Consider the following 22,114-nt stretch of genomic DNA (forward strand, 5'->3'; position numbering starts at 1 on the left):
CCATGATTAAAGTAACTAACTTAACAAAGAAAATTGGTGATGTTAATGCGTTAAACGATCTTAGCTTTAGCGCACAAAATGGTAAAATAACGGGTTTACTTGGCCCCAATGGTGCGGGCAAAACAACGTGTTTAAGAACGGTGTTTGGTTTGCTAAAAGCAGATAAAGGTATAGCTGAGATTGATGGTATTGATGTTGCAAAAAATCCAATGGCAGCTAAACAAAATTTGGGATTGTTTCCTGATCCTTGTGGATTGTATGAGAGATTAACGCCCAGAGAATATATAACCTTTTTTGCGCAGTTGAGCGGCATGTCAGAGGTTGCGGCAAAAGAAGCGACAGCAAAAGTGCTCGAAAAATTAAGCATGGATGATATTGCAGATCGTCGTTGCCAAGGGTTTTCACAGGGGCAGCGTATGAAAACAGCACTGGCTCAAGCAGTTGTGCATAACCCATCAAACATTATTTTAGATGAACCAACACGTGGTTTGGATGTTATGAGTACACGTATTTTAAGAGAGTTATTATTGCTACTTAAAGCGCAAGGGCACTGCGTACTGTTTTCATCGCATGTTATGCAAGAAGTGGCTGCATTGTGCGACCACGTGGTGATTATGGCCAATGGTAAAGTGGTTGCAGAGGGCTCAGTAGAGTCGTTATGTGAGCGAACAGGTAAAGACAGTTTAGAAGAAGCATTCATAGACTTGATAGGCAGTGACGAAGGAATTGCAGCATGATTAATTTATTAAAAGTGTTATATAAAAAAGAAGTCATGGATGCCAGTCGTGACAAACGTTCAGTAATGGCAGGACTTTATTATGCAATTGGTGCCCCGCTTGGCATATGCATACTTTTTACATTGCTATTACAACAGCTTGCATCACCTGATGCATTAAAAATAACGATTGAAAATAGTCTTTCAGCACCTAACTTAGTGGCTCATTTGAAAAACAATGATATCGCAATGGGAACGGATAATACGGATAGCAAATTAAAGCCAATTATATTGCAAATAAGTGATGATTATCAGAAGAATATGCGCGAAGGTCGCCCAGCGACTGTAACACTCATTGCAGATAAATCAGATGATAAGCTACGTAAACATATTCAACGCGTGGAAAAAACGCTTGCTTTGTATAATTCTGAAGTGGCTAGCTTAAGGTTAATTACACGGGGTGTCGACCCTCAACTAATGAGAGTGCTTGCGGTTGAGGTCAATGATCAAGCAACACCTGATTCTAAAGGTGGTATGTTCTTGGGGATTGCAACTCTATCAATGATTTTAACTGTATTTTATGCTGCAATGAACTTAGCAATAGATACCAGTGCCGGGGAGCGTGAACGTAATTCTTTATCATTATTGTTAAGTCACCCATTAAGTAGCTTACACATTGTATTAGCAAAATCGGCGGCGATAGCGACATTCTCTATGCTGGGATTAGCGATCATTCTAGTGGTGTCGAAGTTTTCTTACGGTATGGTGCCGTGGCAGCAGCTAGGGTTTAGCGTAACCATTACACCGTCATTTATGCTTTTTTGTGCCGTAGTTTGTTTGCCAATTGCATTTATGTCAGCCAGTTTACAGGTGTTTGTTTCGTTTACGGCAAAATCATTTAAAGAGGCGCAATCATACGTGACGATGGTGTTGTTTATTCCGATGGCATTAAGCATGGTAACGACTTACGGTATTGCGACAGATATTGTGCAATGGTTACCTATTGCTGCGCAGCAATTTGCACTCATGGAGTTTATTAAAGGCAACCCAATACCGGTGCCACAATTAGTGCTATCAACATTGATTACAATTATATTGTTTGGCGTATTTAGTTATTTAAGTAGCCGTATGCTTAAAAGCGAAAAAGTAGTGTTTGGTTTGTAAGTTTAAAAACCTTAAAAACATATTAAAAGCGGCCGTTGAGCCGCTTTTAATATGGAATGCGATTAAAGTGAAGTGATTGGCTTATCGCCATCGAATAACTCAAAGATGCTATTTTCGTTTGTTGAATGGTTGGCTATTTGTAATAGCGCATTCGCAACGTTTTCTCGACTGATTTTAGCCTCATTTCGCTCACTGGGTTGTTGTGTGGTAATTTTTAGTGAAGCATCTTCGTCGGTGAGTGAGCCTGGGCGTACGATTGTATAATTTAAGCCACTATTTATTAAATGCTTATCAGCCATGTGTTTTGCCACTAAATAAGGTTTTAAATCGCTTTGGATTGCATCCGGGTTATCTGCACCAATTGAACTGACCATGATAAAGCGCTTAATGCCATATTGTTTTGCATAATTTACGGCTTTAGTTGCCGCCCATAAATCAATTAATAACGTTTTATCATCACCCGTACTACCACCTGAACCTGCGGCAAAGATTACTTGCTCACAGCCATCAAACGCTTGGCTAAAGTCACTTTCAAGATCCTGCTCGATAATATCCAAGTAGCTACTACTTAAATCGCTTAACTTATTTTTATCGCGAACAAGCGCGATAACATGCTGCTGATCATTAAGTAGTAATTGTGTCGTCATTTTACCTATTTGGCCACTTGCACCTATGATTAATGTTTTGCCCATTGTTAACTCCTTTCGTTAAAAATGAATCGCTAAATTACTCGCGTAACAATAGAGCTTGGGGGAGATATTTATTTTTAAAGGGGGGGGGATATAACAAGTAAGCACTAAACATGCTTTTACTAAGACAGGGTCATCTTTATCTTAAAGTTGCATGAAACGTGCAATAAAAAGTGGAGTAAATGAAATAAGCGTAGTTGCTGTGTTATCATTTTATTTCTTAATTTAATGCTTGCTCGGTCTTTTTTTTATTTTTCGAGGCACTATTTTTAGTACACAATAATATGATTAAGTATGGGTTTTATTTTTACAAAAAAGGCAATGAACAATGATGAATACTAAGCTTTATAAAATAGTTTTAAATTTAGCTGGCGAGCTTGTAGATGCAGCACAAAGAAAAAACCAAACTAGGTTTGATGCTCTTTACGCTGAGCTAAAAGCATTGTGTATTGAAAACGAAAGCACCGATAAAGATCATCCCGTTCAGTGGGAAACGTTAGCAGATTTTACTGACGAGTTTGAAGATGCAGTATTATTGTATGAAAAGGCATTAGCAAAAGCGGTAGAAATTAACGCGAAGGATTACATGTCATCAATCGCTTACTCAATAGCGACTATGCAAATAGAGCTAGGCCAAATTGAGGCTGCAATTACAAGTCTTGAAAACGCTAAAGTAAGCGCGAATAAAATCGCAGATAAAGAGCTAAAAACTGAAATTGACGAATTATTAGAAAAACTTTCAGCTAAATAATAGTGAACAAATAAACATTGCACTTATTAATAATTATTAAAGTTGTCAACATCGTTAATAATTATTAATAAAGTGGGATCTTGCTGCAGGACAATGTTAACAAGGGGAAGAGCTTTTGAAAGTATCAATAACACGACCGTTTGATAGTTTTCTTCGTGTTAATATATAAATAAAATTAAATAAAACTTGTTCTATGGTCGGATTTACTGTTATCCTTCTTCGCATCGGGTTGATAGAAAGCCCTGTTTATTTGTAAGTACCACGTTGTTATTAGTAATAATCCTTCGCGTTATCCTCAGTTAAATATTCGTTTTCTTCCTTGTTAAATTGCCTATTTTAAAGGCGCACTTTTATTAATTCTTAGGATACTATTATGTCTACTACAACTACTGGTTCAGTAAAATGGTTTAACGAAGCTAAAGGTTTTGGTTTTATTGAACAAGAGTCAGGCCCTGATGTTTTTGCTCATTTCAGCGCAATCACAAGTGATGGCTTTAAAACTCTAGCTGAAGGCCAACGTGTACAGTTTACTGTTACTCAAGGTCAAAAAGGCCCGCAAGCTGAAAATATCGTTTGCATCTAAATTGTTTAAATTGATGGGTTATTACTAACCCGTCAATATATAAGTTTGAAAAAAAATTGTTTATTTGTACGTACCACGTTGTTATTAGTAATAATTATACGCGCTGTCCTCAGTTAAATATTTTTTCCGGCTCAATCGTCTGAATTACAGACACACATTTACTATATTTAGGATATCTATTATGTCTACTACAACAACTGGTACAGTTAAATTCTTTAATGAAGCAAAAGGTTTCGGTTTTATCGAACAAGAGTCAGGTCCTGACGTTTTTGCTCATTTCAGTGCTATCTCTGGCGATGGTTTTAAAACCCTTGCTGAAGGCCAACGTGTACAGTTTACTGTTACTCAAGGTCAAAAAGGCCCGCAAGCTGAAAACATCGTTTGCATCTAATTGCCTTATTTAATGGGTTAGCAATAACCCATTAATGTTTAGAAGTTTGAAAGAAAGATTGTTTATTTGTACGTACCACGTTGTTATTATTAATAATTCTACGCGTTATCCTCAGTTAAATATTTGTTTTTTCCAGCTCAACCGCCTCTTTATGGCACACTTTTATTAATTTTTAGGATATCTATTATGTCTAACACTACAACTGGTACAGTTAAATTTTTCAACGAAGCAAAAGGTTTCGGTTTTATCGAACAAGAGTCAGGTCCTGACGTTTTTGCTCATTTCAGTGCAATCTCAGGCGACGGTTTCAAAACTCTTGCTGAAGGCCAACGTGTACAGTTTACTGTTACTCAAGGTCAAAAAGGTCCACAAGCTGAAAACATCGTTTGCATCTAATTGCATACAATTTAATGGGTTAGCAATAACCCATTAATATTATTATTTAAAATAACTTCTGCATTTTTAATACATTTCACATTCTTTTATTCAGTATCTTATCGTACTCACAGTTTCGCGAAAATAATCCACTTTACCTGCCAACTCATGAGAAATAATATAAGTACGGCTGCTAACGTCTTTTTTTGCTTCACCATACCAAAATGATTGATCAAAGGTTGTTATATGCCAGCCATCCCCTAAAGCTTGAGATCCCATGCTTGTAATAAGGGTTCCTTTAGGAAAAATATCAGTACTTAGACGAGTTAATAAAGTTATAAAGCCAGCTTTGTCATTGCATTGTTGCCAACTGGTTTGCGCATCATCTTTGTAATGCTCTATACGCAGATCAATATCGTCAGCAATTAAATCTAGTAATGCCATATTTCCTTTTTCGAATAAATTTAAAACTTTATGAATTGCAATATCACTATAGCGTTCAATCATTTTTTAGTCCTTTTGGTTAATTGTATTGTTTTCTCAGTTGAAATTAGCAAATCCATAGCTATAGGTATAATATTGTTTATATTATCAATCTATAGGTGAATTATGTGATAGAGGTTAGGCCATTAACTTACTTCATCTCAGCATATGAGGAAGGATCAATCACTGCAGCGGCATCGCGATGTTTCATTGCTCAGCCTTCAGTTACTCATGCTATTAAAACTCTGGAAATAAGTTTAGGTGTTAAGTTATTTGAACGCAGTAAACGAGGTATAAAACCCACCGCTGATGGCCATAAGCTTTACAAACTTGCGAGTGATTTACTTTTACAAAACCAGCAGTTAGAGGCCGCTTTTATACCTAGCAATGTGCACGAGTTAAATCTTTATGTGCAGCCGGATATAAATATCGAGCGCTACGCTAATATTCTAGAACTGATAAAAAATACACCTATAAATGTTAACTTATTCATCGTTGATGTTATTGAACAAGCACAAATAGCGCTGATTGATGAGCAATTATTACCACCACAGTTTAAATTTAAAGGGCTAAACCAAGAAGGCTATAAGCTGATCGTACATAAAGATCACCCCTTAGCGAAAAATAAAACAGTGGGTTTGAATGAGTTGCAAGGGTTAGCCTTTATTGAAAGGCCTTACTGCACTAATCGAAAAGCATTTGAAAGACTTATTAGTGATGAAAACATATCAATCACTTATCAAGGCAAAGCTATCCATGACTTTCAGCTTCAAGGCCTTGTAAAGTTAGGTTTCGGAGTTGCTGTTATACCTGAATCATACATTCAAAAAGAATGTGATTTAAAGTATATTCCGATTGTCTTAAATAACCCTATAATGCGCTCGATTGTATTAGCTTATCGAAAGTTACCAAAGAGTGTAGTTGCAGTTATCGAAGGTACCTCACTGATTTAAAGTTTTTATTTTATATCTCAGCCGTAAGGTATTATAGGTAAGTTAAATTGGCGATTTAGCCTATGCGCTATCTGAGGTATAATGCTTGAATTGTTGGTAATTGCCTCAATATAGTGATTACTTATTGCGATGTTGCATTATTTTAAATACAAGTACACCTCGTGATAATATCACACTTTATAACATCGCATTTATTCTTAAAATTTGGATTTGTCGTGGCGCAAGTAAGAGCTAGAGTCCAGCTTAATGTTGGCAAAAACAGTGATATTCCCGCAGAAATAATCTCATTCAGCGGTTTAAAAGATGGTCAAGAGCATGTTGCATTGGTATTTAACCGTGCAGATACAGAGCAATCTGTACCACTTATCCGTATGCATTCTGAGTGTTTAACAGGCGATGTATTTCATTCATCTCGCTGTGATTGTGGCGAACAACTCAATGAATGTATTGAGATGATGAACCAACAGGGTGGTATTTTGCTCTATTTACGCCAAGAAGGGCGCGGCATTGGTTTATATAACAAAATCGATGCTTATGTATTGCAATCACAAGGTATGAATACCTATGAAGCAAATAACCATTTAGGGTTTGCTGATGATTTACGTGACTTCTCAGACGCCGTTTTGATGCTTGAAGCGATGGGGTTAAATCATGTTAAATTAATGACAAATAACCCAAATAAATTAAATGCACTGCGAGATGCTGGGATTGAGGTTGATTCAGTTGTAGGCACTCACGCTCATATTAAAGCGGGTGTCGTAGGGAATCGTGCTTATTTAGAAACTAAAATTAAGCACGGCGCGCACATGTTAGATATAAAGAAGATTAAAAAACCATAGTTTTGAGCTTTCAACTCTGTGATCCCACCTTGCGCCGAGTTATACTCGGCGTGTTTTGTTGCTAATTTAAGAGCTAGTATGTCAATTGAATTACGAGTATTTAAAGCCGATGCTGGGCTGAAATGGTTTAAAGCTGGGTGGCATATTTTTAAAACACAGCCATTTACCTTTATTTTTATGCACTTATTTATAGGTATTGTCGGCTTACTGTCGCTATTTTTGCCTTTTTTGCAAATATTAGCCGCGCTTGCAACGCCATTTTTAACGGCTGGTTTTTACCAAGCGGTAATTACTAAGCAGCAAGGCGGAAAAATTATGCTGGCCGATATTCTTAAGCCTTTCACGGCTAAAGGTAATCGAATGGGGCTATTACGTTTGGCATTGTACCAAATGGCAGCGGGTATACTGATGGCACTATTAGCCAGTGGTTTATTTGGTGAAGCGGTTGAAATTATGAGTAATCCAAATGTAGATCCAAATATCGCATTGCAGCAAGTCATTAACAGTATTTCGATGGCGAATGTGGCTTTGTTTTTAATTGCTTTGTCGGTTTATTTAACCGCGTTTGCGTACGCTGTACCACTGGTTTATTTTAATAAACAAAAACATATATTTGAAGTGCTAAAAAGCTCATTTATGGTGTTTTATCACAACATGGCTCCACTGAGTATATACGGCGCAATTGCAGCGGGTTTGATGATGTTTTCAATGTTCTTATCATTCTTGCCTCTGTTGGTTTTAATGCCGATTTGTTACATTAGTTTTTTTGTTTCTTATCAAGCTATTTTTATGCCGATTGTACCGCCAGCAGATGAAAAGCCTGTGGCGCAGCAGCATAATGATGACAGCGGTCGTTTTGACGCGTAATGGCTGATGAAATGGATGAAGCTTTACAAAAAAAGCTAAAGAATTATGTACTTTGGTTACTCGGACACCAAGAATATTCGCGTCGAGAGTTAGCCCAAAAATTACAGCAAAAAGAGGCAACGCCTGAATTTATCGAGGCTTTATTAGATTGGTGCGAAGAGCACAATTTTATTAATGAGCAGCGTTATATTGAAGGGTTTGTTCGTCGTCATATTGCTAAAAAACATGGTTTAAAGCGTATACAAAGCGAAGCCATGGGAAAAAGGATTGACCGAACACTTTTAGAAAGTGTTATTGAATCATTTGAAATAGATTGGTTTGAGTTAGCGCAGGATGCGTATTTAAAGAAATATTCAAATTCACAGGACGACTTCGATCACAAAGAAAAAGCTAAGCGCGTGCGCTACTTAATGTATCGAGGGTTCAGTTACGAACAAATAGATTTTGCAATGCAAGCACAGTAAAAATGGGTGAGACGTTCACATGCAGCACATGACTACCGCACAGATCAGGCAACAGTTTTTAGACTTTTTTGCCAGTAAACAACATCAAATTGTTCCATCAAGCTCGCTTATTCCGGGTAACGATGCGACATTATTATTTAATAATGCCGGCATGGTACAATTTAAAGACGTATTTTTAGGCGCAGAAAGTCGCCCTTATAACCGTGCAACAAGCTCACAACGTTGTGTGCGTGCCGGTGGTAAGCATAACGATTTAGAAAATGTAGGCTACACAGCCCGTCACCATACATTCTTTGAAATGTTAGGTAACTTTAGTTTTGGTGATTACTTTAAGCAAGACGCGATTAAGTTTGCTTGGGAATTTTTAACCGACGTAGTAAAACTACCTAAAGAAAAACTGCTTGTTACTATTTATCATGACGATGAAGAAGCATTTGGTTATTGGGCTAACGAAATTGGTTTGCCTGAAGAGCGTATTATTCGTATTGCTACCTCAGATAACTTTTGGTCAATGGGTGACACTGGTCCATGTGGCCCATGTTCTGAAATTTTTTATGATCATGGCGAACATATTTGGGGCGGCCCTCCAGGCTCGCCTGAAGAGGATGGCGACCGTTTCATTGAAATTTGGAACTTGGTATTCATGCAGTATAACCGTCAAAGCGACGGTGCGATGGAGCCGCTTCCTAAGCAGTCTGTTGATACGGGCATGGGTCTTGAGCGTATTGCCGCTATTTTACAAGGCGTACATTCAAATTACGAAATAGATTTATTCCAAGGCTTGATTAAAGCAGCTGCAGAAGTGACCAATGCACAAGATATGGATGATAAATCACTGCGCGTAGTCGCGGATCATATTCGTTCATGTGCATTTTTGATCTCAGATGGTGTAATGCCATCAAATGAAGGTCGTGGTTATGTACTGCGCCGCATTATTCGCCGCGCGGTTCGCCACGGCAACAAACTAGGCGCACAAGGTTCTTTCTTTTATAAATTAGTAGCGGCGTTAATCGAGCAAATGGGTCAAGCGTACCCTGAGCTTGCAAAACAACAAGAAATTATTGAAAAAGTACTGCGTATCGAAGAAGAGCAGTTTGGTAAAACACTTGAGCGTGGTTTAGCTATTTTAGAAGATAGCTTAACTAGTTTAACCGGTGATGTGATCCCTGGTGAATTAGTCTTTAAACTTTATGATACATACGGTTTCCCTGCTGATTTAACCGCTGACGTTGCCCGTGAGCGCTTTATGAGTATTGATGAGCAAGGCTTCCAAGAGTGCATGGCTGTGCAGCGTAAGACTGCCCAGCAAGCGGGTAAATTTGGTGCAGATTACAACCAACAATTAAAATCTGATAAACACACAGACTTTAAAGGCTACACTGCAACACATTATAGCGGTACTGTAATCGAAATGTTCGCACAAGGTGAAACGGTATCAGTACTTGAGGATGGCCAACAAGGTATTGTAGTGCTGGACCGTACACCATTCTACGCTGAATCAGGTGGCCAAGTTGGCGACACAGGCACGCTAACAGTTGCCGGTGGTGAATTTACTGTTACTAATACAACCAAGCTTGGTAATGCTTTTGCACATCACGGAACAGTGATGGGTCGTATTGGTGTGAACGACAAAGTAGATGCAAACATTAATGATGCGCGTCGCGATCGCGTTAAAAAGAACCATACTGCTACGCATATTCTACACGAAGCACTGCGTCAGTTATTAGGCGACCACGTATCGCAAAAAGGCTCATTAGTAGACCCTGAACGTTTACGTTTTGATTTCTCGCATTTTGAAGCGGTTACTAAAGCTGAGCTACGTGAAATTGAGCGTGTAGTAAACGACGAAATTCGTCGTAACTTTGCCCTTAACACTGAGTTGATGGCAATCGATGAGGCCAAAGAAAAAGGCGCAATGGCGTTATTTGGTGAAAAATACGATGACGAAGTTCGCGTAGTCACCATTGGCGATTACTCGATTGAGCTGTGTGGTGGTACTCACGTAAATCGTGCCGGTGATATCGGTTTATTCAAAATCGTATCTGAAAGTGGTATTGCTGCTGGTGTACGTCGTATTGAAGCGGTAACAGGCGCTGATGCCATAGCTTACGTGAGCACGCAAGAGCAGCATTTAAACGATGTAGCGGCACTGGTAAAAGGCGATAGCGCCTCAGTGCTTGAAAAAGTAACCGCTTTGCTTGAAAAATCAAAAGGCCTTGAGAAACAAATTGCACAGTTAAGCGATAAGTTAGCAAGCGCAGCGGGTGCATCTTTACTTGATTCAATCGTTGAAATTAATGGTATTAAGCTACTTGTGGCAAACGTTGAAGGCACTGAATCAAAAGCGTTACGCGGCATGGTTGATGATCTTAAAAATAAGATTGGCTCAGGTGTTATTGCTTTAGGCGTTGCTGATGGCGACAAAGTAAGCCTGATTGCTGGTGTTACGAAAGACTTAATCGGTAAAGTTAAAGCGGGTGAGCTTGTGAACCACATGGCGTCTCAAGTTGGCGGTAAGGGCGGCGGTCGCCCTGATATGGCACAAGCCGGTGGTTCGCAGCCACAACATTTAAGCGCAGCACTTGATAGTGTTACAGCTTGGTTAACTGAGCGTACTTAAGCTTAAGTGGCGCTTATTGTTCAAAAGTTCGGTGGCACTTCGGTAGGCTCTATTGAGCGTATAGAAGCTGTTGCCGACCTTGTTGTGAAAACTAAGCAACAAGGACATCAAGTGGTGGTGGTGCTCTCTGCAATGTCTGGAGAGACTAACCGCCTCATCAATCTTGCCAAACAAATCGATGCTCGTCCGAGCAGCCGTGAACTCGATGTACTTCTAACAACGGGTGAACAAGTTTCTGTAGCACTACTTGCTATGGCTATTATAAAGCGTGGCCATTCTGCGGTGAGCTTATTAGCAGATCAAGTGAATATTCGTACTGATAATATGTTTGGTAAAGCGCGTATTGAAGACGTAGCAGCAACAAGGCTAAAACATGAACTTGAGCATAATCGCATTGCAATTATAGCTGGATTTCAGGGGCGTGATGTTGAAGGTAATATTACAACGCTTGGTCGTGGCGGTACAGATACCTCTGCAGTTGAGATTGCAGGTGCAATAGGTGCCGATGAATGTCAAATCTACACAGATGTTGACGGAGTCTATACAACCGATCCTCGTATTGAGCCTAAAGCGCGGCGTATGAGTCATGTCACTTTTGAAGAAATGTTAGAAATGGCTAGCCTCGGTGCAAAGGTATTGCATATTCGCTGTGTAGAAGCCGCTGGTAAATATAATTTACCGATAAGGGTGTTGTCGAGTTTTAACCCAGATCAAGGCACACTAATTAGCTTTGAGGAAACCGATATGAAAAGTAATGTGGTCTCTGGTATTGCTTTTAATCGTGACGAAAGTCTTATTAACGTTAATGGTGTGCCTAGTGGCACTGAGTATTTAGCGTCAATATTGAAACTTTTTTCAGAAAATGGCATCGAAATAGATATGATTAATCAAGTTAATCATAACTTTGAAAAAATAGACTATGCTTTTACAGTACACACTAATGATTTTGATCAATCGCTTGAAGTATTACGTAATAATCCCCACTGTATTAACAGTGATGATGTTTCAGGTTGTAGCTCAGTAGCTAAAGTATCAGCCGTTGGTGTAGGTATGAAATCACACTCAGGTGTGGCAAGTTTATTTTTTGATGCATTAGCAAAAGAGAATATTCAAGTGTTATTAGTATCAACATCTGAGATTAAAATCTCAGTTTTAATAGATGAAAAATACTTAGAATTGGCAGTACGTGCATTACATAAGGTTTTTTTAACGGAAAATGAATCGATTTAGAGTTTTTACTTACTTTTAAGGCTTATTTTCTTTAAGATACGAACGCGGAATCTTTTAATTTATTGGAATAATGGGAGCAAGAGAATGCTAATACTAACTCGTCGAGTAGGTGAAACCCTAATGATTGGTGACGAAGTAACAGTCACTGTACTAGGTGTTAAAGGAAATCAAGTACGTATTGGTGTTAATGCACCTAAAGACGTATCGGTACACCGTGAAGAAATTTACATGCGTATCCAAGCTGAAAAGTCTAACCCGAATCCGGGCAACGATTAATTAGCCAATTGAATTGATATGAAAGAGCCGCTTATTAAGTGGCTCTTTTTTTTATGTATTGAATAACGTCATCAGTGAGTACGCTGTTTGAAATATATTGCATACCTTTACTACTTTTTAAAACAATGCCTTGATTAGTAAAGATCACTTCATCAATGTTTTGCCATTCAAGTTGATAGCTTTTATACGGATTAACGCTTTTAAACCCTTCTTTATCAATCGTTAGGGTCGCTTCTGAACCTGATGCACGACTGAGCATTTGACGCGTTACCCACCAAGGTCTACGGTAGTAAAAAGCAACACACTCCAATACAGCAGCCATGATCATAAAGTTGCCTAAATAGTGCTTATCCATTACATATATTGCAATCAGCCCAAGGCTTACCAGCAATGCTAAAAAAGCATATTTAGGTTTTGCTTGTCCACTATAGGGCAATGATTCATCAAAACATTCATAAAAATAAGGTTTATCAAGGGTGTAGCTTGTAGTGAATAACATAGTTTTACTATTGATTCTAACAGTTGCGCTATTTTAGCAAGCTTAATTAAAAAAAGCCGTTTCTTTTGGCTTTCATTATGAGATGTTAAACAAAATAATGACGCTTTATGATGGGTAATATGTTTGGTTTAATGAGTTCGATCATTGTGTTGGTAAGTGCAAGCTCACTCAGTGCTAGCCCAATAGAAGCAAAACCGGTGACAGATTTTTTGGTTATGGCAGACATGCCTTATACAATTATTGATCATAAAAACTTAGCCCCCACAGGTCTTTTAGGTAAAAAAATAGCGCAAACTCCTCATGGTTTTTTAATGCACTTAGGTGATATGAAAGCGGGCGCAGAGCCATGCACTGATAAGTTACTTACAACACATAAGCAACTGCTTAGTACTTTAACAGAGCAGCCATTTGTATTTACACCAGGGGATAATGATTGGACCGACTGCGACCGTGAAAACTTAACCCCTCGTTATGATGAGCTAGAGCGTTTGGCTTTTATAAAAGAATTGATGTTTGATAAGGCTTACCTTGAAAAAGTGACTACACTGACGGGCTTTAAACGCCAAACGAGTATGACAGAAAATGCGCGTTGGCAGTTCGCTGACGTTGAATTTATGACGCTGCATATAGCGGGGACTCATAATGGTCGTCGGCAAGTATTAAAAAGTGATAAGCAAATGGCTTATCACCACGCAGACTTAAGAGATAGCAATAACCTTAGCTGGTTAGCGCAAGCAGACCCAAAAGCCAAAGCCTATGTTATAGCTTTTCAGGCCGATATTTATACTCATAAAACAGAGCAAGCTGCATGCAGTGAGTTGGTTACTGCCAATTGTGATGGCTTTAAAATCTATCGTGATGCACTAGCGCAGTTCGCCCAATCGGTGGCAAAACCTGTACTTGTCATTCATGGCGACACCGGTGAGTTTTGCCAACAAAAGTTAGCTGCTAATTTAACTCGTTTAAATGCACCCGGCGACTATATGTTTAGCGATATTGCCCAAGTTAGCATTACTGAAAGTAAAGATAGCAACGGGATAAACTGGCAAATTACGAGCCTTAAAACCAACAAACCATTAGTAAGAATCTGTAACTGAGCAATCTATGTTTAAGTTAATAATTGAATGTTAAGCGCACAGTAAACATATCTGCTTGCTGGGTGACATTATAGTGCCAGTTTAGTTGTTTACAGGCTTGGTTGATGATCATAAAGCCAAGTCCATTGCCTTTTTGGGTAATGTCTTTATTCGTAGTATTAGTAAATGTAATGCCAGTTTCACAAAGAGTTACCTGTAAATCGCCATTTGCATAATGTTGATAATTTCTACTGATTTGTTCTAACATTAAATTCAGTAATGGCTTGTAAGTTTTGATTTTTAAAGTTTTTATACTCATTTTAAGAACAATGCACACACCTTTGTTCGCTAAATTAGTTTGCCAATTTTTAAGGTAGGTAGTTAAGTTTACCTCGTGTAAGTGGCATTCTTCTAATTGCCATAATGCTAAAATAGCATCACTACTTGTGGTGAGGTTTTTGTGTGCATGAGACAGTTGATCTATTATAGGTAGAGCCGCAAGTGGTAAATCATCTTGCTGGGCGAATAAAGACAAACAATGGTTTATTTGGCTCAATGGTGTTCGCACTTCATGGCTTAAAAAAGCGGACAGTAAACGCTCTTTTTGTTGTGCATCTTGCTCTTTCGCTCTAATTGACCTCAACTGAATTGCAACAGTATCAAATTCATCAAAATAAAAAGTACGAATTTTCTTATCATGGACAGTGGCATGTAGCTTTAAAGTTTCAGTGATGATTTTTTTCGCACTATTTATGTTGATAACAATAATAACGACAGTGAGTATCCCAGCTATAAGCGCTAACCAAGGGAGTAAAGAGAGGGACTCTGCTTGGGCAAAATAATGAACTACAAATATTGGAGTGGTGTTTGTGCTGTATGGCAAAATATAAACATCATCACGATTGTGTTGTAATAGCGATACCTCGTTAAGCTCTAGTTGCTGTTGCTGCCATAAGTCAATGATCCAAGCTGGTAAGTCGTTTATGTTTTTAGTAACAATTTTAAAATCATCAATGTAAGGCTGCGCCAAATGGTTTTCAGCTAATTGCTCCGCATCATAAAACAGGTAATGTGCGGCGGTATCATCTAATGCATAGTGATAGCTATTTAATACGATAGCTATCCAAATCACTATAATCGTGAGTAGTGTAATGGCTGTACGTAATACTAAAAATTGGCTGATTGAATGTTGTTTTACTTTAGTCATTTGCCAACCTAAGCGCTACGCCTTGTTTTTTTAACGTATGCAGTAGCTCCACCTCGTCATCTTTAGTGAGGTTCGTTCTTAGTCGCGTAAGTAGTGACTTATACATGTTGTTATTTACATCTTTATCTGGCCAAACTGTATTTATTATCATCTCTTTACTCACTGGAGCAGGGCTATGCCTTAGTAATAAAGCGACTAAAGTCCATTGTTGAGGTGATAAAATAATAGTGCGCTGCGCTCGTTTTATAATTTTAGCTTCTAGATCGATACTCAGGGTATCAAGATTAAAGTGTGTGGCTTCACAGCTATGTTTTTTTGCAAGTAATTTTATTCTTATAACTAACTCTTCAAGTGCAAATGGCTTGGTTAAATAATCAAGTGCCCCTGCTGCAAATGCGGCGAGTTTATCTTCAAGCGCACAGCGTGCAGTGAGGAATAAAATAGGCGCGGTGTTAGTATCACGCCATTGTTGTGCTAATGATAAACCAGTGCCATCGGGTAAGTTGATATCAAGGATAATGGCATCATAATGTTGCCCAACACAAATCCCTTTTGCTTGCGCTAAAGAGCGGGCATAGTCCACCTCAATACCTTCATTTTCTAAAAAGGTAATAGCTTGTTGTGCAAGAATTGCGTCGTCCTCAACTAATAATATAATCATGGTGTTCTAGGGCCTGCTTATTTTTAGAGAGTAAATTTACAGTAATGAATTTATTTTCAGCCATGTAGAGCCTGTGGTGTGTGGTTACTCCCCATCAATAGGCGATAACGTAGCATAAATGCTAAACATGCGCTGCCCTTTGTACTCTGACGCGGGGTGATAAAACAGCCCCTTTATTGAACGTATTTTAATCATAAAAAGTCAACTGCTTCTATACTGTTACCTTTAAGTTACCATTACTTTGTTAGTGTAGCGCTAAATATTTGGAGACAACAATGGGTACTATTAAAATGAATTTAGCAACGAGTGTTTTTGCTCTCAGCTGTATGCTGTCTGGCTGCGGTGATACGCCACCACAAGCATCTGAAAAACAAACTGATAACAATAATTCTAACGCGCATGTGGCGACTAAAGTTCTTTATAATGCGGATGTGTATACGGTTAACGGTCAACAACCGTGGGCACAGGCAGTCGCTTTGCAGGATAACAAAATAGTATTTGTTGGCTCTAACGATGACGTTCAAGATTTTATTGGGGCAACTACAAGCGTACTTAATTTAGAAGGTAAAATGGTACTGCCAGGGTTTCACGATGTGCATATGCATCCTTTAGAGTCAGCATCGACTGCAACTCAGTTTAGTATCCCAAGTGACGCTACAACTAATGACTATATTGATGCTATTTATAGTGCCTCGGTACAAAATCCAGATGCGACATGGCTAATAGGTTATGGGCATGAAATAGCGACTTTACTCGCTATGCGTGACTCGCCACTTTCTGTAATAAATGAAGCCGTTAAAGATAGACCTGTGATCATCATGGAACAAACATCGCACTCTATGTGGGTCAATAGTAAAGCACTTGAACTGGCAGGAATTACGAGCCAAAGTAAAGATCCAATAGGTGGGGTGATTGGCCGCGATGAAGAAGGCTACCTTGACGGTATTTTATATGATAACGCAGGTAATCAGGTGATGGAGCTTGCTATGCAGTCTTTACCAGATGCACAGCAACAAGATTACTTAGGGTTAATTGAATACACTATGCCCGAACTGAACAAGGCAGGCATAACGTCAATCAGCGATGCGCGTACGTACTGGCAGCGCGGGCACATAGAAACGTGGCAACGGGTTGCTGACGAAGATAAATTAAGTTTACGAGTTAATTTAGGGTTGTGGGCATATCCGCAAATGAATGACGAAAAACAAATTGCTAAGCTAAAAAGCTTGTACCAGTCAGACCAAAATAGCTTGTTAAAAGTAAACCAAGTAAAGTTTTATATGGATGGTATTTTAGTTAATACGACCGCCGCAATGCATGAACCTTATGCCATTAATTGGCTCGATTTATATGGTAATAAAGGGCTTAATTACTTTTCTCAAGCGCGTATTGAAAAGTATCTGACAGCACTGGAAAACCAAGGGTTTGATTTTAATATCCATGCCATTGGTGATAGAGGGATCAGCGAAGCGCTCAATGCGATAGGTAATGCGTCTATGGGTAAATCTCGTCACCGAATTACCCATTTAGAAGTCATAGATCCTGATGACTATAAACGCTTTGCACAGCTTAATGTAATTGCTGATGCGCAAGTTGCGGGAGAGTTTACTAACCCGGCGCATTGGCCTGAAGTCGCTGAGTTTATTGGCACCGAGCGAGCGCAAGATTTAGTACCAATAAAAAGCCTGGTAACGGCAGGAGCAAGGCTAACACTTAGTAGTGATTGGAATGTCAGTACGTTTGATCCTTTAGTAGGGTTAATGCATGCAGTTACCCGTGCGCCACAGGCAATTACTTTAGAGCAAGCCATTGCAGCGTACACCATTAATAGTGCGTATGCGATGCGACAAGATGATTTAGTAGGCAGTATTGAAGTGGGTAAACACGCTGATCTCGTCGTACTTGATAAAAACCTATTCAACATTAAACCAGACGAAATTACATCGGTGAAGGTGATGATGACATTGCTAGACGGCGAGCAAGTCTATAAACGTTAATAATTTAATCATTGAAAGTAGCGGTTTTAAATTCGAGTGAATAGCAGTGGCATTCACTCGAGTTTAAAGTTATTACAGTTAGTCACCTCTTAAACCGGCATCTTTCATAAGGTTTTCAAGCTCATCTTGTAATTCAAACAGTTCAGGTTCTATTTGCTCTAGTTCACAGTCATTTTTAAGCGAAGTTTCAATAGTTTCTGAAAGAGCCTTTAACTTTGGCACTCCCGTATAACAACACGCACCATGAAATTTATGAATAATACTTAAAACATGCTCACAATCTTGGCTAGTGGTGGCCTCATCAAGTAGGCGCAATGTTTCTGGCACACTCAGTAGTAACATGTTGAGCATTTCAAGGGCGAGCTCATTTTTACTTCCGGCACGTTGCAATGCCAATGGCCAATCTAGCGATGTGCTAACAAAAGGAGGCTCAATGTATGCTTGGATATTCCGATTTTTGTCACGTTTAAGAGGCGATTGTGGGCTATGATCACTAATAATTTGTTTTAGCATATCCTCATCAATTGGCTTGGTTAAATAGCCTTTAAAACCGTCTTTAATGAGTTGTTCTTTTTCACCAGCAAGCGCATGGGCGGTGACAGCAATAATGGGCGTGTCTTCATTTAATGAGGATTCTAAAATTAATTTGCAGGCAGTAATACCATCCATTATGGGCATTTGAATGTCCATAAAAATAATATCGTATTTATTGCTCTTACAAATGCTATAAGCTTGGGATCCGTTGTGAGCGGTATCTATGTGCTCTATTTGCTCTTCAAGTAATGTGCAAATGAGTTTTAAATTAGCATCGTTGTCATCAACCACAAGGACTTTAAGCGGCAGTAGCTTTTCGGTGTTTTCTTCAATGTTATGAACAGGGTGATCAAGGCGATACGGTGCTGCAAGTACTTCACATAATTTGCGATGATTGAGTGGTTTACTAAGGCATGCATCTGCACCGCAGCCTATATAGGCTTCTCGCATATTATGAGAGACGGTATTGAGCATTAAATATAAGTAATCGGTAGAGTCTCTAGCGGCTTTAATATAGCCTTTTAAACGCTGCATTTCATCGACTGCAGCAACATGGCCGATAATACAAATATCGTAATTAAACTCTTTGTTTATCTCTGCTAAAAAGCTTTCTTCTGTAAAGCAGCCCGTCACTTGAGTTTGCCATTCATTTAATAATGACAATACAGCATGGTGAGTATGCTCATGCGGCTCAAGATATAAAATGCGTTTGTTAGCAAGTGATTTACTCGGCAAATCACTATTGTAACTATGATTAGGGATTCTAAATACACCATTAAAGGTAAAGCACGTACCTTGGCCCGGCGCTGAATTGAGGGTTATTCGACCGCCCATCGCTTCAACGATATGCTTAGTAATAATCAAACCTAAACCAGTACCCCCAAACTTACGTGTAATGCTTGAGTCCGCTTGGCCAAAAGGGGTAAACAATGCATCTTGCTTATCCATTGGAATGCCAACGCCCGTATCAGTAACTGAAACTAAAACAGAGGCGCGCTCTTCATCAAGCAGTCGATGGCCTATATCAATTTTGATTGCGCCTTTTTCAGTAAACTTAATGGCGTTGCTGATCAAATTGATTAACACTTGCTTAAAGCGAGTTGGGTCACCGGTAATGTTATCAGGTACTTGTGAATTAATATAAATCGATAGTTCGAGCTGTTTTTCATCAGCACTTGGGGCTAGTAAAGTGAGCACTTCGTTAACGTTATCGCGTAGCTGGAATTGAATTGATTCAAGTTCCATTGCACCAGCTTCTAATTTAGAAAAATCTAAAATATCACTAATGATAGTCATTAAACTATTGGCTGATAACTCAATGGTATCGAGGTAATCTTTTTGATGTTTATTAAGCGGTGTTTTATGTAACTGCCGAGTAAAACCAATTACACCGTTAAGAGGCGTTCGTAATTCATGACTCATTTTTGCTAAAAAGTCAGATTTAACACGGTTAGCGTCTTGCGCATCTGTTTTGGCAATGCTGAGTTGAATATTTTGTGTTTCATAAAGCTCTAATGATTCACGTAAATCGCTGGTGGCTTGGTCAATGTGTTTTTGCATCTCATCTTTTTGACCCACCATGGTATCTGAAATTGTATTTAGGCCTTGGCGTAATAATTCAAATTCGCCAACCATAGGCTGCACTAAACCAGTGTCTCTTTTACCTTCTATTAGTTTATCTGTTGCTAAAACAAGTCTGTTTAAAGGCGTCATAAACATATGACTTAAACGAATCGCCAATATCGCAGCAAGTACTAAAGCCAGAATAATAATAATACCGGTAACTAATAACGCGCGTTGTTGGCCAATAATGGCCTGACTTTTATTTAGTTGTACCACAACCGTGCCAAGCGATGCTTGAAATGCTGCGCTGTCCCATTGTGAATCGGGTGTTGAATGATTAATGATGGGAGTAAAAAAGGTAATAAGGTGATTATTGTCTAAAACTTTTGTTGTTTTGGTATTTTTTAAATTTTCGTCATGCATAAGATCATCAAAGTCACGATGATAGTTACTTGTTAGCACGAGTTCATTGCGTTCATCAAAAATGGCAATGGTCTTAATTGAAGGGGAGTGTTTATTATGAGCATGACTGATCAAACGGTTTAGCAGTTGTTTGTTTTTTGCCAATAGGGGTTGTTCAATTGCAATTGAAAGAGGCTCAGAAATAGTGCTGCCTTGCTGATATAAAATTTCATCAAGCTCAATGTAACGATTTATTGTAAAATAGCCGCCAAGTAACAACCCAATAAGCACTGTGGGAATAAGTGTTAGCGTTAAAACTGAGTCGCGCAAACCAAGTTTAGTCATAAGTGAACGTTGTTATCATTATTAGTTAGTTAAAGAGTATATACTTATAAGCTAGTAATCAATCACTCACGTAGAATCAATATTTAAGGTGTTGCCCGATGGCGCAGTTTTTCCAAGCAAAAAAGAAAACCCTCACGCAAGAGTCATTAACATTGGCTATCACAGGTATGGATCATCAGGGGCGAGGGGTCGCAAAGCACCATAATAAAGTGTGTTTTGTAAATGGAGCACTGCCGGGCGAAACCGTTAAAGTTAAACTAACAGAAGATAAAGCCCGCTACAGCGCGGCAAATACGATCAAAGTCATTAGCGCCAGTGAATCACGAGAAAAACCTTTTTGTGAGCATTACCAACAGTGTGGCGGGTGTCAGTTGCAACACTTACGCCTTGATCAACAATTAGTTGAAAAGCAAGTTGCTGTGAGCCAGTTGTTTACAAAGTTTGCCAAGTTAGATGGCATGAATTGGCAAGTGCCTTTACTTAGCGCGCCAACGCATTACCGTCGCAGTGCACGCTTAGCTGTTATGTACGACAAAACAGCGAAGAAAATGCGCGTTGGTTACCGTGCTCAAGGCTCAAAGCAAATCGTGTCGGTTAAACAATGTGAAGTGTTAAGCGATGTGTACCGCGATATTTTTAGTGTTTTTGATACAGTACTAAATCAAAATGGCGAGCTTAGAAATGTGAGTCATATTCAATTATGCCAAGCTGACAAACATAATTTTGTTGTACTTCGCCATACAAAAAACATTAGTGAGGCGTTAAAAAATACAATTATAGAACTTGGTTTGGTGCATAAGTGGCGTGTTATTTTTCAAGGTGAAAGCCAACATATTGAGCATAGCCATTTACCTATGCCATTTTATCATTTACCTGAATTAGACTTAAAATTTGAGTTTGGCCTTGATAACTTTATTCAGGTTAACGCGCAAGTAAATCAGGCTATGCTATTGCAAGCCGTAAAATGGCTTGATTTAAAAGGCACAGAGCAGGTTTTAGATTTGTTTTGCGGCATTGGAAATTTCTCATTGGCGATTGCAAACTACGCAAAAAGTGTGATTGGTGTAGAAGGTGTTTCATCGGCGGTTGCAATAGCGGCGCAAAATGCGCAAACTAACCAAATTACAAATGCTCAATTTCATTGTTTTGATTTAACTCAGGCAATGCAACAAGCGCCGTGGTTTAGTAAAGACTTAGATATATTGGTGCTTGACCCTTCTCGTACCGGTGCTATGGCTATTTTAGAGCAACTGCCACTTAAGCAGTTTAAAACAATTTTATATGTGTCTTGCGATCCTGTTACTTTAGCCCGTGACAGCGCGATTATTACGCAAGCGGCATTTTCACTCGAAAAAATAGGGCTAATGAATATGTTCCCGCACACAGGGCATATTGAAACAATGGCGTTATTTCAAAGGAGGTAGAGCGCA

General features: G+C 38.9%; 22 protein-coding genes. 16 read left to right on the forward strand and 6 right to left on the reverse strand.

The annotated features are described in order from the left end of the window. Window positions 1-2 precede the first annotated feature (2 nt). Together ADS77_RS07880 and ADS77_RS07885 are read left to right on the forward strand one after the other, a co-directional pair. Complete coding sequence (locus tag ADS77_RS07880) at window positions 3-737, forward strand: ATP-binding cassette domain-containing protein (protein WP_054453805.1); 735 nt, start codon at window positions 3-5, stop codon at window positions 735-737. Beyond that, complete coding sequence (locus tag ADS77_RS07885) at window positions 734-1,879, forward strand: ABC transporter permease (RefSeq protein ID WP_054453808.1); 1,146 nt, start codon at window positions 734-736, stop codon at window positions 1,877-1,879. Before ADS77_RS07880 ends, ADS77_RS07885 begins: the two co-directional genes overlap by 4 nt. Before the next feature lie 62 nt (window positions 1,880-1,941). Here ADS77_RS07885 and ADS77_RS07890 read toward each other — a convergent pair whose 3' ends face one another. Beyond that, window positions 1,942-2,571, reverse strand: coding sequence for an SDR family oxidoreductase (locus tag ADS77_RS07890; protein WP_054203415.1), 630 nt, complete (start codon window positions 2,569-2,571; stop codon window positions 1,942-1,944). A 325-nt stretch (window positions 2,572-2,896) separates the two neighbouring features. On the opposite strand from ADS77_RS07890, the gene ADS77_RS07895 reads away from it, so the two are divergent. The 4 genes from ADS77_RS07895 (at window position 2,897) to ADS77_RS07910 (ending at window position 4,689) form a co-directional block, all read left to right on the forward strand. After that, complete coding sequence (locus tag ADS77_RS07895) at window positions 2,897-3,319, forward strand: hypothetical protein (protein WP_054203414.1); 423 nt, start codon at window positions 2,897-2,899, stop codon at window positions 3,317-3,319. A gap of 373 nt (window positions 3,320-3,692) precedes the next feature. Then, complete coding sequence (locus tag ADS77_RS07900) at window positions 3,693-3,902, forward strand: cold-shock protein (RefSeq protein WP_054203413.1); 210 nt, start codon at window positions 3,693-3,695, stop codon at window positions 3,900-3,902. A 181-nt stretch (window positions 3,903-4,083) separates the two neighbouring features. Then, the gene (locus ADS77_RS07905) at window positions 4,084-4,293 is read left to right on the forward strand and encodes a cold-shock protein (RefSeq protein ID WP_016706518.1); all 210 of its coding nucleotides are present in this window, start codon (window positions 4,084-4,086) and stop codon (window positions 4,291-4,293) included. Window positions 4,294-4,479: 186 nt separating this feature from the next. Continuing rightward, a complete protein-coding gene (locus ADS77_RS07910) occupies window positions 4,480-4,689 on the forward strand; it encodes a cold-shock protein (protein ID WP_054203412.1) in 210 nt (69 codons plus the stop codon). A 90-nt stretch (window positions 4,690-4,779) separates the two neighbouring features. Here the strand turns inward: ADS77_RS07910 and ADS77_RS07915 are convergent, their stop codons facing one another. Next, complete coding sequence (locus ADS77_RS07915) at window positions 4,780-5,175, reverse strand: hypothetical protein (protein ID WP_054203411.1); 396 nt, start codon at window positions 5,173-5,175, stop codon at window positions 4,780-4,782. A gap of 104 nt (window positions 5,176-5,279) precedes the next feature. Between ADS77_RS07915 and ADS77_RS07920 the strand changes: the two genes are divergently transcribed. The 7 genes from ADS77_RS07920 to csrA all read left to right on the forward strand — a co-directional run bounded on the left by ADS77_RS07920 (window position 5,280) and on the right by csrA (window position 12,400). Beyond that, window positions 5,280-6,104, forward strand: coding sequence for a LysR family transcriptional regulator (locus ADS77_RS07920; RefSeq protein WP_054453810.1), 825 nt, complete (start codon window positions 5,280-5,282; stop codon window positions 6,102-6,104). A 215-nt stretch (window positions 6,105-6,319) separates the two neighbouring features. Beyond that, a complete protein-coding gene (ribA, locus tag ADS77_RS07925) occupies window positions 6,320-6,943 on the forward strand; it encodes a GTP cyclohydrolase II (RefSeq protein ID WP_054203409.1) in 624 nt (207 codons plus the stop codon). Between the two features lie 78 nt (window positions 6,944-7,021). Next, entirely contained in the window at window positions 7,022-7,810 is a 789-nt protein-coding gene (locus ADS77_RS07930) for a BPSS1780 family membrane protein (RefSeq protein ID WP_054203408.1), read from the forward strand. Window positions 7,811-7,821: 11 nt separating this feature from the next. Further along, window positions 7,822-8,274, forward strand: a complete 453-nt coding sequence (locus tag ADS77_RS07935) for a regulatory protein RecX (RefSeq protein WP_054453931.1) — start codon at window positions 7,822-7,824, stop codon at window positions 8,272-8,274. Between the two features lie 19 nt (window positions 8,275-8,293). Continuing rightward, a complete protein-coding gene (gene alaS / locus ADS77_RS07940) occupies window positions 8,294-10,894 on the forward strand; it encodes an alanine--tRNA ligase (protein WP_054203407.1) in 2,601 nt (866 codons plus the stop codon). Between the two features lie 6 nt (window positions 10,895-10,900). After that, window positions 10,901-12,124, forward strand: a complete 1,224-nt coding sequence (locus ADS77_RS07945) for an aspartate kinase (RefSeq protein WP_054203406.1) — start codon at window positions 10,901-10,903, stop codon at window positions 12,122-12,124. An 84-nt stretch (window positions 12,125-12,208) separates the two neighbouring features. Then, window positions 12,209-12,400 (forward strand): carbon storage regulator CsrA, encoded by a 192-nt coding sequence (gene csrA, locus ADS77_RS07950; RefSeq protein WP_054203405.1) that lies wholly within the window; start codon window positions 12,209-12,211, stop codon window positions 12,398-12,400. 34 nt (window positions 12,401-12,434) lie between these two features. Here the strand turns inward: csrA and ADS77_RS07955 are convergent, their stop codons facing one another. Then, window positions 12,435-12,899, reverse strand: coding sequence for a YcxB family protein (locus tag ADS77_RS07955; protein ID WP_054203404.1), 465 nt, complete (start codon window positions 12,897-12,899; stop codon window positions 12,435-12,437). A gap of 107 nt (window positions 12,900-13,006) precedes the next feature. On the opposite strand from ADS77_RS07955, the gene ADS77_RS07960 reads away from it, so the two are divergent. Then, complete coding sequence (locus tag ADS77_RS07960) at window positions 13,007-13,996, forward strand: hypothetical protein (protein ID WP_231658953.1); 990 nt, start codon at window positions 13,007-13,009, stop codon at window positions 13,994-13,996. A 16-nt stretch (window positions 13,997-14,012) separates the two neighbouring features. Here ADS77_RS07960 and ADS77_RS07965 read toward each other — a convergent pair whose 3' ends face one another. After that, on the reverse strand, window positions 14,013-15,182 hold the full coding sequence (locus tag ADS77_RS07965) for a HAMP domain-containing histidine kinase (protein ID WP_054453812.1): 1,170 nt from the start codon (window positions 15,180-15,182) through the stop codon (window positions 14,013-14,015). After that, window positions 15,175-15,843, reverse strand: coding sequence for a response regulator transcription factor (locus ADS77_RS07970; RefSeq protein ID WP_054453814.1), 669 nt, complete (start codon window positions 15,841-15,843; stop codon window positions 15,175-15,177). Before ADS77_RS07970 ends, ADS77_RS07965 begins: the two co-directional genes overlap by 8 nt. Window positions 15,844-16,118: 275 nt before the next feature. On the opposite strand from ADS77_RS07970, the gene ADS77_RS07975 reads away from it, so the two are divergent. After that, entirely contained in the window at window positions 16,119-17,840 is a 1,722-nt protein-coding gene (locus ADS77_RS07975; protein WP_054453816.1) for an amidohydrolase, read from the forward strand. 78 nt (window positions 17,841-17,918) lie between these two features. On the opposite strand, the gene barA is transcribed toward ADS77_RS07975, so the two are convergent. Next, window positions 17,919-20,684 carry a two-component sensor histidine kinase BarA gene (gene barA / locus ADS77_RS07980; RefSeq protein WP_054453818.1) on the reverse strand — a complete coding sequence of 922 codons (2,766 nt, stop codon included), beginning with the start codon at window positions 20,682-20,684 and terminating at the stop codon, window positions 17,919-17,921. 98 nt (window positions 20,685-20,782) lie between these two features. Here barA and rlmD point away from each other — a divergent pair, with 98 nt between their 5' ends. After that, the gene (rlmD, locus tag ADS77_RS07985) at window positions 20,783-22,108 is read left to right on the forward strand and encodes a 23S rRNA (uracil(1939)-C(5))-methyltransferase RlmD (protein WP_054453820.1); all 1,326 of its coding nucleotides are present in this window, start codon (window positions 20,783-20,785) and stop codon (window positions 22,106-22,108) included. Window positions 22,109-22,114 lie beyond the last annotated feature (6 nt).

Source organism: Pseudoalteromonas porphyrae (assembly GCF_001298125.1).
Lineage (GTDB): Bacteria > Pseudomonadota > Gammaproteobacteria > Enterobacterales > Alteromonadaceae > Pseudoalteromonas > Pseudoalteromonas neustonica.

Excerpts from the sequence above, each read along its gene's own strand:
- ADS77_RS07905 (WP_016706518.1), top strand. The coding sequence starts at position 4,084 with ATGTCTACTACAACAACTGGTACAGTTAAATTCTTTAATGAAGCAAAA.
- ADS77_RS07975 (WP_054453816.1), top strand. The coding sequence starts at position 16,119 with ATGGGTACTATTAAAATGAATTTAGCAACGAGTGTTTTTGCTCTCAGC.
- ADS77_RS07910 (WP_054203412.1), top strand. The coding sequence starts at position 4,480 with ATGTCTAACACTACAACTGGTACAGTTAAATTTTTCAACGAAGCAAAA.
- csrA (WP_054203405.1), top strand. The coding sequence starts at position 12,209 with ATGCTAATACTAACTCGTCGAGTAGGTGAAACCCTAATGATTGGTGAC.
- ADS77_RS07960 (WP_231658953.1), top strand. The coding sequence starts at position 13,007 with ATGATGGGTAATATGTTTGGTTTAATGAGTTCGATCATTGTGTTGGTA.
- rlmD (WP_054453820.1), top strand. The coding sequence starts at position 20,783 with ATGGCGCAGTTTTTCCAAGCAAAAAAGAAAACCCTCACGCAAGAGTCA.
- ADS77_RS07900 (WP_054203413.1), top strand. The coding sequence starts at position 3,693 with ATGTCTACTACAACTACTGGTTCAGTAAAATGGTTTAACGAAGCTAAA.
- ADS77_RS07885 (WP_054453808.1), top strand. The coding sequence starts at position 734 with ATGATTAATTTATTAAAAGTGTTATATAAAAAAGAAGTCATGGATGCC.
- ADS77_RS07895 (WP_054203414.1), top strand. The coding sequence starts at position 2,897 with ATGATGAATACTAAGCTTTATAAAATAGTTTTAAATTTAGCTGGCGAG.
- ADS77_RS07890 (WP_054203415.1), bottom strand. The coding sequence starts at position 2,571 with ATGGGCAAAACATTAATCATAGGTGCAAGTGGCCAAATAGGTAAAATG.
- ADS77_RS07935 (WP_054453931.1), top strand. The coding sequence starts at position 7,822 with ATGGATGAAGCTTTACAAAAAAAGCTAAAGAATTATGTACTTTGGTTA.
- ADS77_RS07915 (WP_054203411.1), bottom strand. The coding sequence starts at position 5,175 with ATGATTGAACGCTATAGTGATATTGCAATTCATAAAGTTTTAAATTTA.
- ADS77_RS07965 (WP_054453812.1), bottom strand. The coding sequence starts at position 15,182 with ATGACTAAAGTAAAACAACATTCAATCAGCCAATTTTTAGTATTACGT.
- ADS77_RS07930 (WP_054203408.1), top strand. The coding sequence starts at position 7,022 with ATGTCAATTGAATTACGAGTATTTAAAGCCGATGCTGGGCTGAAATGG.
- ADS77_RS07955 (WP_054203404.1), bottom strand. The coding sequence starts at position 12,899 with ATGTTATTCACTACAAGCTACACCCTTGATAAACCTTATTTTTATGAA.
- ADS77_RS07970 (WP_054453814.1), bottom strand. The coding sequence starts at position 15,843 with ATGATTATATTATTAGTTGAGGACGACGCAATTCTTGCACAACAAGCT.
- alaS (WP_054203407.1), top strand. The coding sequence starts at position 8,294 with ATGCAGCACATGACTACCGCACAGATCAGGCAACAGTTTTTAGACTTT.
- barA (WP_054453818.1), bottom strand. The coding sequence starts at position 20,684 with ATGACTAAACTTGGTTTGCGCGACTCAGTTTTAACGCTAACACTTATT.
- ADS77_RS07880 (WP_054453805.1), top strand. The coding sequence starts at position 3 with ATGATTAAAGTAACTAACTTAACAAAGAAAATTGGTGATGTTAATGCG.